The following is a 15,509-nucleotide window of genomic DNA, read 5'->3' as shown; positions in this document are numbered from 1 at the left end:
AAAATCGACTCGGCATGCTCATTGACACCAGTAAACTCCGCTGCCTCGTCGATTTTGATTCGCTACGCTCACCCTTCGGGCCAGCCTTCGGCCGTTACTCCCTACGGTCGTTGCGCCTTGCCCGACCATCGCTCGCCGAGGTCCTCTGTGTTCAAAATTTTTCAAGAGGGCTCCTCGGAGCTATTGGTACGACAAGGTCGTCACGTCGATGAATCCTTATCCTCCTGCTGCCTGTCTCGCTGCTGGCGCTCCTTGACCTTGCGCTGGCGCAACTGCTGGCGGTAGCCATAGGTGGCGCTGCGGATCGTCTCGTCACTCTCCAGGCTCGACCCCAGCGCGCCGGCCACGGTCGCCACCGATGTCGCCAGCCACGCCAGTGCCGGAAAGGCGAGCCAGCCGACCGATTGGCCGACCGTCGACTCCAGCAGGCTGGCGGGTACGAACAGTACGACCGCCACCAGGAACAGCGCGAAGAGGATGACGTAATAGCATGCCACGCCCGCCAGTAGCGTCATGACCGTGGTCAGGTTGTAGAACCGGGTCAGCCGGGCATTGTGGGTATAGTGCTGTGGTTCCCATAAGCCGTGATCGAGGATCAACCAGACGATCATGGCGACGATCGCGGCGATCATCAGGGCGACGAAGCGATAGAGTTCATAGGCAGCGCTGAGTTTCCAGAGCGTCGGGAAAATCAGGCCGTAAGCCCCGGTGGCGAAGGCCACCGCGACGATCCGTCGGAACGCGGGCAGGATCGTCCAGGGGCGGTTCGCTCTCACCATGCCGCCCAGCAGCTTGGCGTAGCCCGGCCACTTGGTGGCACTGACGAAACGGACGTCGACGTTCTTCTCGCTGTCATCGGACGGCGTGACACGTTCTATCGGCACCAGACGCTCGAAGAGCCGCGAGCCCATCAGCTCGCGGGAGTTGCTGTTACGGATACCGCTCTGCTCGCGGGCCTCACGGCCGTCGTCCATGTGCTGCTGCTGGCGTTCACGGTCACGGCGATCGCTGCCGTGATGCATCTCGTTGACCAGGTGCAGGATCGCCTCGCGCAGGCGCTGCCGGAGGGGCGAGATGCCTAGTGCCGGCAGGGAGATGATTGCGACGCCCAGGTTTTCACTGGCTTCCGCCAGCGCCATGCGCTCGCCACGCAGCAGCGGCAGGTCGGTGATGCAGACCGCGTAATCCCAGCCGTTGGCGCGCTTGATGCTTTCGGCCTGCTCGATGACGTCGGCGGTCGAGTCGTCGGCGCCGATCAGCGGATCGGTGAGGCAGTCGACCCGCCACTGGTGGCGATCGTCGGTATGGCGTGCGAGCAGCTCGGGAAGCTCGTCGGCGATGAGGCTGGCGACCCGCTCCGGCAGTTCCGGCGCCGGCACCAGACCCAGCCGCAGGGTGCTTGAGGGCGTGTCCTGCTGTCGTGCCGATTCCCGGGACCTGCCCCGGTCTTCCTGCTCCATGGGTGACTGCTCCTTGATCCGAGTCCGCGGTTGATTGTGCCCTGGGCGGGTGTGACTAAGCGTAGTCGCTCCCAGTGCCTTCGGCGGCCCTGAGCGCGTCGAGTTCCGCGATCATCGCGCGCCCGGCGTTGGAGAGCGTGCGCTCCCGGTGGACCAGATACCCGAGCCGTCGCTCGATGGGCGGGTGCGCCACCGGCAGTACCGCGATCTCCTCGTCGATCATGCTCTCCGGAAGCACGCTCCAGCCCAGCCCGATGCCGGCCATCATCTTCAGCGTCTCCAGGTAGTTGGTGGAGAGCGCCACATCGATTGCCAGACCGGCCCGATTGAACGAATCCACCACGATGTCGCGCGTGAACGTGAGCGGACCCGGCAGCACCGCCGGATAGTCCACCAGCGTCGACAACGGCAGCTCGCCACGCGTCGTCAGCGGGTGTCCGGGCGCGGCGACGAAGCGCAGCTGGTCGATCCACACCGGCACCGACTCCACCTGGGGGTTGGGGTGCGGCGACAGCGTCACCACGGCGAGCTCGATCTCCCCGGTGATGACACCGTGGTAGGCCTGCTCGGAATCGAGAAAGCGCAGGTCCAGATCGACGTCCGGATAGCGCTGGGTAAACGCCTTGAGGGCCGACGGCAGCCGGTGCAGACCCACATGGTGGCTGGTCGCCAGCGTCAGGCTGCCCTCGACGCTGCCACTCAGGTTGTGCAGCTGGCGGCGGCTATCCTCGACCAGTTGCAGGATCTGGCGCGCACGGGGCAGCAACAGCCGCCCGGCTTCGGTCAGGCTGACCCGGCGATTGATGCGATCGAAGAGTTTGGCGCCTGTCTGGTGCTCCAGCGTGGCGATGCGCTTGCTGATCGCCGGCTGGGTGAGGTGGAGCTGCTCGCCGGCCTGCGAGAATGAGGTCGTGTCGGCAACCGCGATAAAGGCTTGCAGGCTCTGGGTGTCCATGCGTCGAGATCCGGCAGATGAATTCATTCATTCTGTTATGGAATCCAAAGCATAATCAAGATGAATTGATTTTATGCATGCGACCGCCGTATCTTGGCTAACCAATCATTCGCGGCGTCACATGACGTCTCGATTCGCAAGCGTTACGTCACAAAAGCTGCCTCAGACAGTGTGACGGAGGAGAGAACAGACATGGCAAGCCAGACGCTCTACGACAAGCTGTGGGCGCAGCACTTGGTGACCCAGCGCGACGACGGGTCGGCGCTGATCTACATCGATCGTCACCTGCTGCACGAGGTCACCTCGCCCCAGGCGTTCGAGGGGCTACGCCTGGCCGGCCGCAAACCCTGGCGTCGCGACGCCAACCTGGCGACGCCGGATCACAACGTGCCGACCACGCTCAAGGAGCGCAGCGCCGGCAACGCCGGGATCCTCGACGACGTCTCTCGTATCCAGGTAGAGACCCTGGATGCCAACTGCGAGAGCTTCGATATCGAGGAGTTCCGGATCAATGACGAGCGCCAGGGCATCGTCCACGTGGTCGGGCCGGAGCAGGGCGCCACGCTGCCGGGCATGACGGTGGTCTGCGGCGATTCCCACACCGCCACCCACGGCGCCTTCGCGGCGCTCTCTCACGGCATCGGCACCTCCGAGGTCGAGCACGTGCTCGCCACCCAGTGCCTGATCGCCCAGAAGATGAAGAACATGCAGGTGCGCGTCGAGGGCAAGCTGGGTCTCGGCGTCACCGCCAAGGATATCGTGCTGGCCATCATCGGCCGTATCGGTACCGCCGGTGGCACCGGTTACGCCATCGAGTTCGCCGGCAGCGCGATTCGCGATCTCTCCATGGAGGGTCGCATGACGATCTGCAACATGGCGATCGAAGCCGGGGCCCGCGTCGGCCTGGTGGCGGTGGACGACAACACCATCGATTACCTGAAAGGGCGGCCCTTCGCCCCCGCGGCCGATCAGTGGCCGGCCGCCGTCGAAGCCTGGCGCGATCTGGTTTCCGACGACGGCGCGCATTTCGACAAGGTCGTCGAGCTCGACGCCGCCGAGATCGAACCCCAGGTGACCTGGGGAACCAGTCCGGAGATGGTCGTCAACGTCTCGGCGAGCGTGCCGGATCCGAACGACGCCGCCGACGAGACCGTGACCCAGGGCATGACCCGGGCACTCGAATACATGGGGCTGTCCGCCGGACAGAAGATCACCGACATCCAGCTCGACAAGGTGTTCATCGGCTCCTGCACCAACTCGCGGATCGAGGATCTGCGCGAGGCCGCCAAGGTCGCCAAGGGTCGCAAGGTCGCCGACAACATCCAGCTGGCCATGGTGGTGCCGGGCTCCGGCCTGGTGAAACGGCTGGCAGAGGCGGAAGGACTCGACAGGATCTTCGTCGAGGCGGGCTTCGAGTGGCGCGAACCGGGCTGTTCGATGTGCCTGGCGATGAACGCCGACAAGCTGGGCGCCGGCGAGCGCTGCGCGTCGACCTCCAACCGCAACTTCGAAGGTCGCCAGGGCTACGGCGGGCGCACCCATCTGGTGAGCCCGGCGATGGCGGCGGCGGCGGCCATCGAGGGGCATTTCGTCGATGTTCGCGAATACGACTATGACCGGGACAGTGCACGGGAGATGAGCGCATGAAGAAGTTCGAACGTCTGCAGGGTCTGGTCGCGCCGCTGGATCGCGCCAACGTCGATACCGACCTGATCATCCCCAAGCAGTTCCTGAAATCGATCAAGCGCACCGGGTTCGGCCCCAACCTGTTCGACGAGTTGCGTTATCTCGACGAGGGCTACCCGGGCCAGGACGCGTCCAGCCGGCCGCTCAATCCGGATTTCGTGCTCAACCAGTCGCGCTATCGCGATGCGCAGGTATTGCTGGCAAGGCGTAACTTCGGCTGCGGCAGCTCCCGCGAGCACGCGCCCTGGGCGCTGGACGATTTCGGTTTCCGCGTGGTGATCGCGCCGAGCTTCGCCGATATCTTCTACAACAACTCGTTCAAGAACGGGATCCTGCTGATCGCCCTGGACGAGGCGACGGTGGAGCGGCTGTTCCAGGAGACCGAAGCCAACGAGGGCTATCGTCTGGACATCGATCTCGAAGGACAGCAGGTGATCACGCCGAGCGGCGAGGCGATCCCGTTCGAGGTCGACGCCTTCCGCAAGCACTGCCTGCTGGAGGGGCTCGACGATATCGGCCTGACCCTCGAGCAGTCCGGTGCCATCCGCGATTTCGAGAGTCGTCATCGCGCCGCGCGTCCGTGGCTGTTTCGCGATGCCTGACCCCCGCGGCAACGCCGACCACGGCGCCGTAGTCGAGCGTCAGTTTGGCAGTCGGGCGGCGGCCTACCTGAGCAGCAGCGTGCACGCCCAAGGGCAGGAGTTCGCCCAGTTGCGCGAGCGGGTCGGCGCGATCGATGTCCCCCGCGTGCTGGATCTCGGCTGTGGCGCCGGTCACGTGAGTTTCCAGCTGGCCGATCTGGCGGCGGAGATCGTGGCCTACGACCTGTCGCCGCGAATGCTTGCGGTGGTGAGCGAAGCGGCCGGCGATCGCGGCTTCGGCAACATTCGCACGGTGCAGGGTGTCGCCGAGTCGCTGCCGTTTGCGGACGACAGTTTCGATGTGGTGTGCAGTCGCTTCTCCGCGCATCACTGGCGTGACGTCGGGTTGGCGCTGCGCGAAGCGAGGCGCGTCCTGAAGCCGGGTGGCCTGGCGGCATTCATCGATGTCGCGGCGTCCGAACAGCCGCTGTTCGACAGCTTCCTGCAGACCGTGGAGATGCTGCGCGACACCAGTCATGTGCGCGACTACGCCCCGAGTGAGTGGGCGCAGATGGTTGGCGAGGCCGGGCTGGTGGTGACCTCCTGTTCGCGCCAGCGCCTGCATCTGGATTTTGAGACATGGATCGAGCGCATGCGCACACCGGATGTCATGCGCGATGCGATTCGCCATTTACAGAGCCAGGTGGGTCAGGAAGTGCGGGACGCCTTCGAGATCAGCGATGACGGCTCCTTTACCACGGATATGCTGGTGTTGTGGGCCACGAAGTGACAAATCAAGGAACACGCTTGAGGAAAACGCATGAGCAAGAAGATTCTGGTTCTCCCCGGTGACGGCATCGGCCCGGAAATCACCGCGGAAGCGGTCAAGATACTGAATGCGTGCCGCGACGCCGGCCTGGACGCCGAACTGGAAGAGGCGCTGGTCGGCGGTGCCGGTTTTGATGCCGAGGGGCACCCGCTGCCCGAGTCGACGCTGGCCAAGGCCAAGGCGGCCGATGCGATCCTGCTCGGCGCCGTGGGTGGGCCGAAATGGGATACGCTCGAGGATCTGAGCAAGCGCCCGGAGAAGGGACTGCTGGGGTTGCGCAAGAACCTCAACCTGTTCGGCAACCTGCGCCCGGCGCTGCTCTATCCGCAGCTGGCCGAGGCCTCGACGCTGAAGCCGGAAGTGGTCTCCGGGCTCGACATCATGATCGTGCGCGAGCTGACCGGCGGTATCTACTTTGGCCAGCCCCGCGGTATCGAGGAGCGTAACGGCGAGCGGGTCGGTTTCAACACCTACGTCTACGCCGAATCCGAGATCGAACGCATCGGTCGCGTCGCCTTCGAGATGGCGCAGAAGCGCGGCAAGAAGCTCTGCTCGGTGGACAAGGCCAACGTGCTCGAAGTCACGATTCTGTGGCGCGAGGTGATGAACCGACTGGCGCCGGAATATCCCGACGTCGAGCTGACGCACATGTACGTCGACAACGCTGCCATGCAGCTGGTGCGGGCGCCCAAGCAGTTCGACGTGGTGGTGACCGGCAACATGTTCGGCGACATTCTCTCCGACGCCGCCGCCATGCTGACCGGCTCCATCGGCATGCTGCCGTCGGCGTCGCTCAACGAGCGCCAGCAGGGCATGTACGAGCCGTGTCACGGCAGTGCCCCGGATATCGCCGGCCAGGGGCTGGCCAACCCGCTGGCGACGATTCTGTCGGTGGCGATGATGCTGCGCTATTCGCTTAGCGAGCCCCAACTCGCCGATCGTATCGAGCGGGCGGTCGGCAAGGTGCTGGATCAGGGCCTGCGTACCGCCGACATCGCCTATCCGGGCACCCGTCAGGTCTCCACCAGCGAGATGGGCGATGCGGTGCTGGCGGCCTTCGCCGAGGCCTGAGCGCGTTCGACGCAGCAACGCGGCTCGCGGCGTATGGCGCGAACAGGCCTGTACCAATGCGCTATAATGCGCCTTCAAGATTGACAGGATGCGACGACTCGAACGGGTCGTCGTGTCGATTCAGGACATTCAAAAACGCTTCGGGGTACGCCAACTATGTTGAAAGTCGGATTCGTCGGCTGGCGCGGGATGGTCGGTTCCGTGCTGATGCAGCGCATGCTGGACGACAACGATTTCGCCGGGCTCGAGCCGGTGTTCTTTTCCACCTCCCAGGCAGGCCAGGCCGGTCCCGACATCGGCGTCGACGTGCCGGCGTTGAAGGATGCCAACGACATCGAATCGCTCAAGGCGATGGACGTGATCGTCACCTGCCAGGGCGGGGATTACACCGGCGCGGTCTATCAGCCGCTGCGCCAGGCGGGCTGGAAAGGCTACTGGATCGATGCGGCCAGCACCCTGCGCATGGCGGAGGAGTCGACCATCGTGCTCGATCCGGTCAACCGTCACGTGATCGATGCCCAGCTTGCCAAGGGCGCCAGGACCTTCGTCGGTGGCAACTGTACCGTCAGCCTCATGCTGATGGGCCTCGGCGGTCTGTTCGAGGCCGGCCTGGTCGAGTGGATGACCTCCATGACCTATCAGGCGGCCTCCGGCTCCGGGGCCAAGCACATGCGCGAACTGCTGTCGCAGATGGGCGCGCTGCAGTCGGCCGTGGCCCGCGATCTCGCCACGCCATCAAGCGCGATTCTCGACATCGACCGCGATGTCACCGCCGCCATGCGCGGCAGCGAATTCCCGGTCGACAACTTCGGCGCGCCGCTGGCCGGCAGCCTGTTGCCGTGGATCGACAAGGCAATGGACAGCGGCCAGAGCAAGGAAGAGTGGAAGGGCGGCGTCGAGACCAACAAGATTCTCGCCACCGGCAACAACCCGATCCCCATCGACGGCCTCTGTGTGCGTATCGGCGCGATGCGCTCTCACAGCCAGGCCTTCACCATCAAGCTCAAGCAGGACGTGCCCATCGACGAGATCGAGGATCGTCTGGCCAAGCACAACGACTGGGTCCAGGTCGTCCCCAACGACAAGGACGCTACGTTGCAGCATCTGACGCCGGCGGCCGTCAGCGGTACGCTGACAGTACCGGTGGGCCGACTGCGCAAACTGGCCATGGGCGGGGAATATCTGACCGCGTTCAGCGTCGGCGACCAGCTATTGTGGGGTGCCGCCGAGCCGCTCAAGCGCATGCTCAAGATTCTTCGCGAGCAGGCGTGAGCCCACGCCAATCACGGTAGCGTCTCGACCGAGACCATTATCGAGCCCCGTCGGTTCACGCCGGCGGGGCTTTTTGGGGTGGTGCCGGACCCGGGGTTGGCTTGCCGCCGATCCGGTTTTGGCAACTGATGTGTTACTGAATGTTAAAGTTCGATGCGCCGCTGCCGATGAGTGAGTCGAGATTCACTCCAAGGCGTTGGCGAGGACACCATGCGGCGATGGCTCACAATGATGGCCGGCGGACTCTGTCTCGCAGTGGCCTCGTCGGTCCTGGCGCTCGGCGTCGGCGATCCGCAGCAGGTGTCACCCCTCAACCGCCCGCTGCATGTGGTACTGCCCCTGACCGGTGCGGGCGGCCTGGCGGCATCGCGGATCTCGGTGGCCGTCGCTGACGCCGAGGCCTATCGCCAGGCGGGGCTGACCCGCGGCGCACTGGCCGACACCGTGTCGGCCAGGGTCCTGCGTCAGGACGGCGAACTGACGCTGGTGCTCGACAGCCCGCGCCGGGTGCGGGAACCTTTCCTCGACCTGTTGCTGGTGGTGACCTGGCCGGACGGCCAGTGGCAGCGGGGTGTTTCGCTACTGTTCGATCCTGTCGACTACGCCAGTTCGCAGCCACTGCTGGATGGCGATGTCTCGGTGTCGTCACGGCAGGCGACGATATCGCCCGTGTCGGCGCCGATGCCGGTGCGGACGGCGGCAGGAGCGCCTCACGCCTGGCCTGCGCGTCTGCGCGTCCAGCCGGGCGACTCACTGTCTGGCCTGGCGGCCTCGCTGCTGCCTCGCGCGGGCATCAGTCGCCAGGCGTTGATGGTGGCACTCTTTCAATCCAACCCCGCGGCCTTCATCGATGGCGATCTCGGCCGACTGCGCGCCGGGGTCGATCTGACCGTACCCGCGCTCGACGTCGTTGCCGGGCTATCCCGTGGCGACGCCGTTACCCGCTTGCGGGCACTCGCGGGGCGGGCCGATGGAGAGCGCCCCGTCGTCGATATCGCAGGACAGCGGCCGGCCTCCGACCGGGCCGGGAACACAGATGGCCCCCGCTCCGCCACCCCGGAGCAGCGTCTGGCCGAGTTGACCGCCGCAACCGAGCGGCAACGGGCGATCATCGACGCCTTGAGAGCCGAGCGCGACCAACTGCGCGGCGCGCTCGCGGCAGCGGCTTCGCCATCCGGTGACCAGCCGGCGAGGACTGCGACGCCGAATGAGGAGACCATGCCGGGATCGCCTCCTGCCGGGGAGAGGCATGACGGGGAAAAGCCTGACGAGGAACAGCCTGACGGGACGGCCACTGCCGTGAGCGGTCCGGCGGTGGCGGCGGCCTCCGGTAAGGTGGCTTCCGGTGCCGAGACAGCGGTCCCGGCCGCGTCTTCCCCGGGCGTTGCCCGCGCATCGGTCCCGCCGGCCTCGGCGGGAGGGGCTCTGGTAGGTCACCTGGACTGGATCGGCGGCGGCGTGCTGGTGGCGCTGCTGGCGCTGTGGGGCCTCCAGCGACGACGGCGTCAGGCTGGAGGCGAGGGGCTGCCGAGCGCCGACGAGACCTCTCCGGGCAAGGCAAAGGAGGCCCGGGCGAAACGCCAGACCGCGAAGGCATCCCCGCTTCGGCGGGCGGCGGCTGGCGACGGGGATGCCGGTTCTGTCTCGATCAGCCAGGCCGACATTTACATGGCCTACGGTCGCCATGCCGAGGCGCGTGACTGGTTGCGTCAGCATCTCGCGGAGCGGGAGGATGCCCAGCTTCGACTGGGCCTGCTGAGAGCGCTGGGGGAGCTGCGGGACATGGACGCCCTGGAAGTGGCGCTATCCGGCTTTGGCGCGGATGCCACGCCCGAACAGCGGCGGGAAGGGCAGGCCTTGGTCGACGACTACCGTGCCCGCCACGTGGAAGAGAGCTGGCAAGAAGCGACGGGCGATGGCATCGGGCAGGAGGGCGACCGGGAGTGGCTGGCGGAGGTGGAGGACGTCGATGCGCTGTTCGAGGCACAGGCGCTGCACACGCTCTCCGACGGAGACCTGGATAAGGCCGGCGGCGTCGCGACTTCCGAAACGCCCCCGTCTCGTCTGCGAGGCCCTCGTTCCGATATCGATGCGATCCACCGCCAGGACAGCTGGGGGAAAACCGAAGCCGAGAGACGGGACGCCGCGGCGGTGTCGTTCGACGACGAAGCGATAGAGGCCTTCGACGTGTCGACAGCCTCGCCGCTCGTCGCCCGCATCGATTACGAAGCGCCGACGCTGGAGCTGGAGACCGAGCGGGCGGACGCCGCGCTCTCATTTTCCATCGCCAAGCCTGTCGCCGATTTCTCGGGGCTCTCTCTGGCATCCACGTCTCTGGAATCCACGTCTCTCGAGCCCATGGCACACCCTCTGGAGCCAGCGAAAGGGCCTTCGGAAGCCTCGGAAAAACGGGAATCCGGCAGCGGAGCCATGGGGTCGAGGGGGCCGGCCCCGGAGTCGCCCGAGGACGGGGCAGACGATAGCAGGATCGGCCTGGCGGGCGACGCGCCTGGGTATCCCGGCATCGCTGGGAGCGCATCGAGGCCCCGAGGCGATGGCGCCTCCGGCCCCCGGCGCGAAGTTCCCGCCGGCCGGGACGTCGAGGAGGTGGAATTCCGGTCGTCGCATCGGGATAATGGGCGCCCCTAACGACTTTCGGCTGCACAGGTTTCGATGGCGTTTTTCTCCCGGCAGGATGACAACCAGCCGCTGACGGGCCGTTTGGCTCTTGGCGTCGAGTACGACGGCACGCACTACTGCGGCTGGCAACGCTTGCGCCACGCGCAATCGGTCCAGGGAACGCTTGAGGCGGCGTTGAGCAAGATCGCCGCCACGCCGGTGCGGGTACTCTGCAGCGGGCGCACTGACAGTGGCGTTCACGCCACGCGCCAGATCGTTCACTTCGATGCGCCGGTCGCGCGCACCCAGAAAGCCTGGCTGTTCGGCGCCAACGCGCAGCTGCCGCGGGATATCGCGGTGCGCTGGCTCAAGCCGGTCGCCGGCGACTTCCATGCCCGCTTCTCGGCGCTGGCCCGCCGCTATCGCTACCTCATTCTCAACCAGCCGACGCGCCCGGTCATGGAGCGGAACAACGTGACATGGTGCCGGGAGCCGCTGGATGCCGAGCGCATGCATCGCGCCGCTCAAGCCCTGGTCGGCGAACATGACTTCTCCAGCTATCGTGCCGCCGGCTGCCAGTCGAAGGTGCCGGTTCGTCACCTGCATTTCATCGAGGTACGCCGCCTGGGTCCGCTGGTCATGATCGATGTCCAGGCCAACGCCTTCCTGCATCACATGATCCGCAATATCGCCGGCGTGCTGGTGGCGGTCGGGCGGGGAGACGAGGATGAAGCCTATCCCGCCAGGCTGCTGGCGCTGAAGGATCGTAGACTGGGTAACGTGACCGCGCCCGCCTGCGGGCTGCACTTCGTCGACGTGCGCTTCGACGAACGCTTCGCGTTGCCCGAGGAGCCGGTCGGGCCGAGCCTGATGGCGTTTCTCGGTGACTGGACCGGGGATCGGGACATGATTCCGGATACGCCGTTGATGCGGCGGCGCCGGGTGTGGCCGAAATGGATCGACGATCAGGGTCGGGTGGTCGACCAGCATCCGCAGGCCGGGATGGAAACCGGTGAAGAGGTCTCGCCATGAGCACGAACATCAATCCGGTCAGAATCAAGATATGCGGTCTGACCCGGGCCGAGGATATTCGGGTCGCCATCGCTTGCGGGGCGGACGCGCTCGGTTTCGTGATGTGGGCGAACAGCGGGCGCGCCATCGATACCGACAGGCTCGCGACGTTGAGTGCCACGGTGTCGCCGTTCGTGACCCGGGTGGGTCTGTTCGTCGACCCGGGCGTGGCCGATGTCGAAGCGTGTCTACCCCATCTCGACCTGCTACAGTTCCATGGCGACGAGCCGGCCGATTTCTGCGCGCGGTTCGGGAAGCCCTGGATCAAGGCGATACGCATGCGCGACGACATCGATCTTCGGAAGACGGCCGAGACCTATGCCGGCGCCGGCGCGCTGCTGCTCGATGCGTTTCGCCCGGGCGTCCCCGGCGGCACCGGAGAGACCTTCGACTGGCAGCGCATCCCCGACTCGCTGGCGATACCCGTGATTCTCGCCGGCGGCCTGACATCCGACAACGTCGCCGATGCCATCACGCAGGTGCGGCCCTATGCGGTCGATGTGTCCGGCGGCGTCGAGTCGCGCAAGGGCGTCAAGGATCCGCTGCGGGTCCGTGCCTTCTGCGAGCGGGTGCAGGCAACGAATGCGGCGCTGTCCCCGACGCCATCCGACGCCTCGTCGCTCACCACCAATTCATCCACCGCCAACTGATGAGGGTCCCTTCGTGAGCCGATTCCACGACTTGACGCAACTGCCGGACGCTCGCGGCCACTTCGGTCCGTACGGCGGCCGTTTCGTTTCCGAGACCTTGAGTTTCGCCCTCGAGGAGCTCGAGACCATCTACGCCGGTCTCAAGGACGATCCCGAGTTCCAGGCGGAGTTCGACCGCGACCTGACGCACTATGTCGGTCGGCCATCCCCGCTCTATCACGCCGAACGCTGGTCGCGGGAGATCGGCGGGGCGCAGATCTGGCTCAAGCGCGAGGATCTGAACCACACCGGCGCGCACAAGGTGAACAACACCATCGGTCAGGCGCTGCTGGCCAAGAAGTCCGGCAAGCCTCGCGTGATCGCGGAAACCGGCGCCGGACAACACGGCGTCGCCACCGCGACGGTCGCCGCGCGCCTAGGGCTGAAGTGCGAGATCTACATGGGCGCCGAGGACGTCGAGCGTCAGAAGCTCAATGTCTACCGCATGCACCTGTTGGGCGCCAAGGTGGTACCGGTGGAGTCCGGCTCACGGACGCTCAAGGACGCGATGAACGAAGCGCTGCGCGACTGGGTCACCAACGTCGACGACACCTTCTACATCATCGGCACCGTGGCCGGCCCGCATCCCTATCCGATGCTGGTCCGCGACTTCAGCGCCATCGTCGGGCGCGAGGCGCGTCGCCAGTCGCTCGAGCAGATCGGGCGGCTGCCGGACGCGCTGGTGGCGTGCGTGGGCGGCGGCTCCAACGCCATGGGCCTGTTCTACCCGTTCGTCGAGGATGACGATGTCACCATGTATGGCGTCGAGGCCGGTGGCGAAGGCGTCGCCACCGGCCGTCACGCCGCGCCGCTGACGGCAAACGCGCCGCGCGGCGTGCTCCACGGCAACCGGACCTACCTGATGTCCGACGAGGGCGGGCAGGTTGCCGACACCCAGTCGATCTCCGCCGGCCTGGACTACCCCGGCGTCGGCCCCGAGCATGCGCTGTGGAAAGACGTCGGTCGCGTGCGTTACGTGGCGGCGGACGACGACGAAGTGCTGGCGGCGTTCCGTGAACTGACGCTCGTCGAGGGCATCATGCCGGCGCTGGAGTCGGCCCACGCCCTGGCTCACGCCAAGAAGCTGGCGGGGGAGATGTCGCCGGATCAGCATATCGTCGTCAATCTCTCCGGGCGCGGTGACAAGGATATCCACACCGTCGCCAAGCTCGACGGCATCGAATTTTGACTGGGGTCGACATGAATCGAACCGTATCCAATCGCATCGACCGGCGCTTCGCGGCGCTCAAGGCCCAGGGCCGGACCGCGCTCATTCCCTACATCACCGCCGGCGACCCGGCGCCGGCGCACACGGTCGGTTTCATGCATGCCTGCGTGGAAGCCGGCGCCGACGTCCTCGAGCTCGGGGTGCCGTTCTCCGATCCGATGGCGGACGGGCCGGTGATCCAGAAGGCGTGCGAACGGGCGCTGGTGCACGGTACCCGGCTACGCCACGTGCTGGAGATGGTGGCCGAATTTCGCCAGCGGGACAGCGAGACGCCGGTAGTGCTGATGGGGTATCTCAACCCCATCGAGCGGATGGGATACGACGTCTTCACCCGCGAGGCGCAGGCGTCCGGTGTCGATGGGGTACTGGTGGTCGACATGCCACCGGAAGAGGCCGCCGACAATGCCGCGCTGTTCGCGTCGCACGGCCTGCAGTCGATCTTCCTGCTGGCGCCGACCACCTCCGAAGCGCGCGCCAGGGAGATCTGCAGGCACAGCGAGGGCTATCTCTATTACGTTTCGCTTAAGGGCGTGACCGGGGCGGCAACGCTCGACGCCGATGCCGTTGGCGAGCAGTTGGGCAAGCTCCGGCGCGTGACCGAGCTGCCGCTGTGCGTCGGTTTCGGCATCCGCGATGGCGAGACCGCAGCGGCGATCGGTCGAGTGGCCGACGGTGTCATCGTCGGCAGTGCCCTGGTCGGCCGTATCGCCGAACGTGCCGACGACCCGGCTTCCATCCCCGCGGCGCTGAAGTCGATTCTCGGCGAGATGCGGGAAGCGCTCGACCGTGACGTGGCCGGCTGAGGCCGGGGCGACGATTTGGTATCATCCAGCGTTTGCGTTTCTCGTATGGCTGTTTTCAACACTTTCTGTTTTGGCAAATAGGGAAGCTTTCCTGACATGAGCTGGCTAGACAAGATCGTTCCGTCGATGAGCCGCACCCAGCGCAATGACCGCCGCGCTAGCGTGCCGGACGGCCTGTGGCGCAAGTGCCCGAACTGTGAATCGGTGCTCTACCTTCCCGAACTGGAGAAGCACCAGAACGTCTGCCCCAAGTGCCAGCATCACCTGCGGCTGACCGCTCGCAAGCGGCTCAACTGGTTCCTCGATGCGGAAGGGCGCGAGGAGATCGCGGGCGATCTCCAGCCGAGCGACCGGCTCAAGTTCCGCGACTCCAAGAAGTACAAGGATCGGCTGGCATCGGCTCAGAAAGCGACCGACGAGAACGACGCCCTGATCGCCATGCGCGGGACGCTCGACGGTCTGCCGGTGGTGGCGGTGGCGTTCGAGTTCTCGTTCATGGGCGGCTCCATGGGCGCGATCGTCGGCGAGAAGTTCGTGCGTGCGGCGACACTGGCGCTCGAGGAGGAGATTCCGCTGGTCTGCTTTGCCGCCTCCGGTGGTGCGCGCATGCAGGAAGCGCTGTTCTCGCTGATGCAGATGGCCAAGACGTCGGCGGCGCTCGAAAAACTCAAGCTGGCAGGCGTGCCCTACATCTCGGTGCTCACCGACCCCGTCTTCGGCGGCGTGTCGGCGTCGCTGGCGATGCTGGGCGATCTCAACGTGGCCGAGCCCAACGCCCTGATCGGCTTTGCCGGCCCGCGTGTCATCGAGCAGACGGTGCGCGAGACCCTCCCGGAAGGCTTCCAGCGCAGCGAATTCCTGCTCGAGCACGGCACCGTCGACATGATCGTGTCGCGACCGGAGCTGCGCGAGCGGTTGGGTGGCGTGCTGCGCAAGCTGACCCATCAGCCGGTGGGCGGCGTGGCGGCGGACGATGCCTCCGCCGAGGTCGGGGACTTCTCTCCACTACCGGACGAGCCGGACGCTTCCCGAGCCCCGCGTTAAGGAACCCCCGAGCCATGAGTGCCACCCTCGACGACTGGCTGGCGCGTCTCGAGCGCCAGCATCCGGTCTCCATCGACATGGGGCTCGAGCGGGTGGCCGTGGTGGCCGAGCGGCTCGGTCTCACCCAGGGCCCGATCGCGCACCGTGTGGTGACCGTTGCCGGCACCAACGGCAAGGGCTCCACGGTGGCGATGCTGGAGC

General features: G+C 66.2%; 13 protein-coding genes and 1 pseudogene. 12 read left to right on the top strand and 2 right to left on the bottom strand.

The genetic code is table 11. The features are described from left to right. Window positions 1-200: 200 nt before the first annotated feature. Together Q0602_RS01335 and Q0602_RS01330 are read right to left on the bottom strand one after the other, a co-directional pair. Window positions 201-1,460, bottom strand: coding sequence for a hypothetical protein (locus tag Q0602_RS01335; protein ID WP_298837762.1), 1,260 nt, complete (start codon window positions 1,458-1,460; stop codon window positions 201-203). A gap of 55 nt (window positions 1,461-1,515) precedes the next feature. Beyond that, on the bottom strand, window positions 1,516-2,415 hold the full coding sequence (locus Q0602_RS01330) for a LysR family transcriptional regulator (protein WP_298837759.1): 900 nt from the start codon (window positions 2,413-2,415) through the stop codon (window positions 1,516-1,518). A 192-nt stretch (window positions 2,416-2,607) separates the two neighbouring features. On the opposite strand from Q0602_RS01330, the gene leuC reads away from it, so the two are divergent. From leuC to Q0602_RS01270, 12 genes and pseudogenes are all read left to right on the top strand, one after another. Next, on the top strand, window positions 2,608-4,062 hold the full coding sequence (gene leuC, locus Q0602_RS01325; RefSeq protein WP_149436325.1) for a 3-isopropylmalate dehydratase large subunit: 1,455 nt from the start codon (window positions 2,608-2,610) through the stop codon (window positions 4,060-4,062). Then, window positions 4,059-4,703, top strand: a complete 645-nt coding sequence (leuD, locus tag Q0602_RS01320; protein WP_298837755.1) for a 3-isopropylmalate dehydratase small subunit — start codon at window positions 4,059-4,061, stop codon at window positions 4,701-4,703. Before leuC ends, leuD begins: the two co-directional genes overlap by 4 nt. Next, window positions 4,696-5,472 (top strand): class I SAM-dependent methyltransferase, encoded by a 777-nt coding sequence (locus Q0602_RS01315; protein ID WP_298837752.1) that lies wholly within the window; start codon window positions 4,696-4,698, stop codon window positions 5,470-5,472. Before leuD ends, Q0602_RS01315 begins: the two co-directional genes overlap by 8 nt. A 30-nt stretch (window positions 5,473-5,502) precedes the next feature. Beyond that, window positions 5,503-6,582, top strand: coding sequence for a 3-isopropylmalate dehydrogenase (leuB, locus tag Q0602_RS01310; RefSeq protein WP_298837749.1), 1,080 nt, complete (start codon window positions 5,503-5,505; stop codon window positions 6,580-6,582). Between the two features lie 156 nt (window positions 6,583-6,738). Next, window positions 6,739-7,854, top strand: a complete 1,116-nt coding sequence (gene asd / locus Q0602_RS01305) for an aspartate-semialdehyde dehydrogenase (RefSeq protein WP_149436329.1) — start codon at window positions 6,739-6,741, stop codon at window positions 7,852-7,854. A 210-nt stretch (window positions 7,855-8,064) separates the two neighbouring features. After that, a complete protein-coding gene (locus Q0602_RS01300) occupies window positions 8,065-10,503 on the top strand; it encodes a hypothetical protein (protein WP_298837745.1) in 2,439 nt (812 codons plus the stop codon). A gap of 24 nt (window positions 10,504-10,527) precedes the next feature. Next, window positions 10,528-11,505 (top strand): tRNA pseudouridine(38-40) synthase TruA, encoded by a 978-nt coding sequence (gene truA, locus Q0602_RS01295; protein ID WP_295038678.1) that lies wholly within the window; start codon window positions 10,528-10,530, stop codon window positions 11,503-11,505. Beyond that, window positions 11,502-12,194 (top strand): phosphoribosylanthranilate isomerase, encoded by a 693-nt coding sequence (locus tag Q0602_RS01290; protein WP_298837741.1) that lies wholly within the window; start codon window positions 11,502-11,504, stop codon window positions 12,192-12,194. The genes truA and Q0602_RS01290 overlap by 4 nt, the downstream gene beginning before the upstream one ends. A gap of 13 nt (window positions 12,195-12,207) precedes the next feature. Then, window positions 12,208-13,422: a tryptophan synthase subunit beta gene (gene trpB / locus Q0602_RS01285; RefSeq protein ID WP_298837738.1), complete on the top strand. Its 1,215-nt coding sequence runs from the start codon at window positions 12,208-12,210 to the stop codon at window positions 13,420-13,422. A gap of 11 nt (window positions 13,423-13,433) precedes the next feature. Further along, on the top strand, window positions 13,434-14,264 hold the full coding sequence (gene trpA, locus Q0602_RS01280; protein WP_298837736.1) for a tryptophan synthase subunit alpha: 831 nt from the start codon (window positions 13,434-13,436) through the stop codon (window positions 14,262-14,264). 96 nt (window positions 14,265-14,360) lie between these two features. Continuing rightward, a complete protein-coding gene (gene accD / locus Q0602_RS01275) occupies window positions 14,361-15,308 on the top strand; it encodes an acetyl-CoA carboxylase, carboxyltransferase subunit beta (protein WP_298837733.1) in 948 nt (315 codons plus the stop codon). A 14-nt stretch (window positions 15,309-15,322) separates the two neighbouring features. Continuing rightward, window positions 15,323-15,509, top strand: a pseudogene (locus tag Q0602_RS01270) (bifunctional tetrahydrofolate synthase/dihydrofolate synthase); the annotation flags it as partial.

It is taken from the genome of uncultured Salinicola sp., assembly GCF_937921195.1.
Taxonomy (GTDB): domain Bacteria; phylum Pseudomonadota; class Gammaproteobacteria; order Pseudomonadales; family Halomonadaceae; genus Salinicola.
The sequence above is the reverse complement of the archived record's forward strand: the minus strand, read 5'-3'. Positions and strand labels throughout refer to the sequence as shown.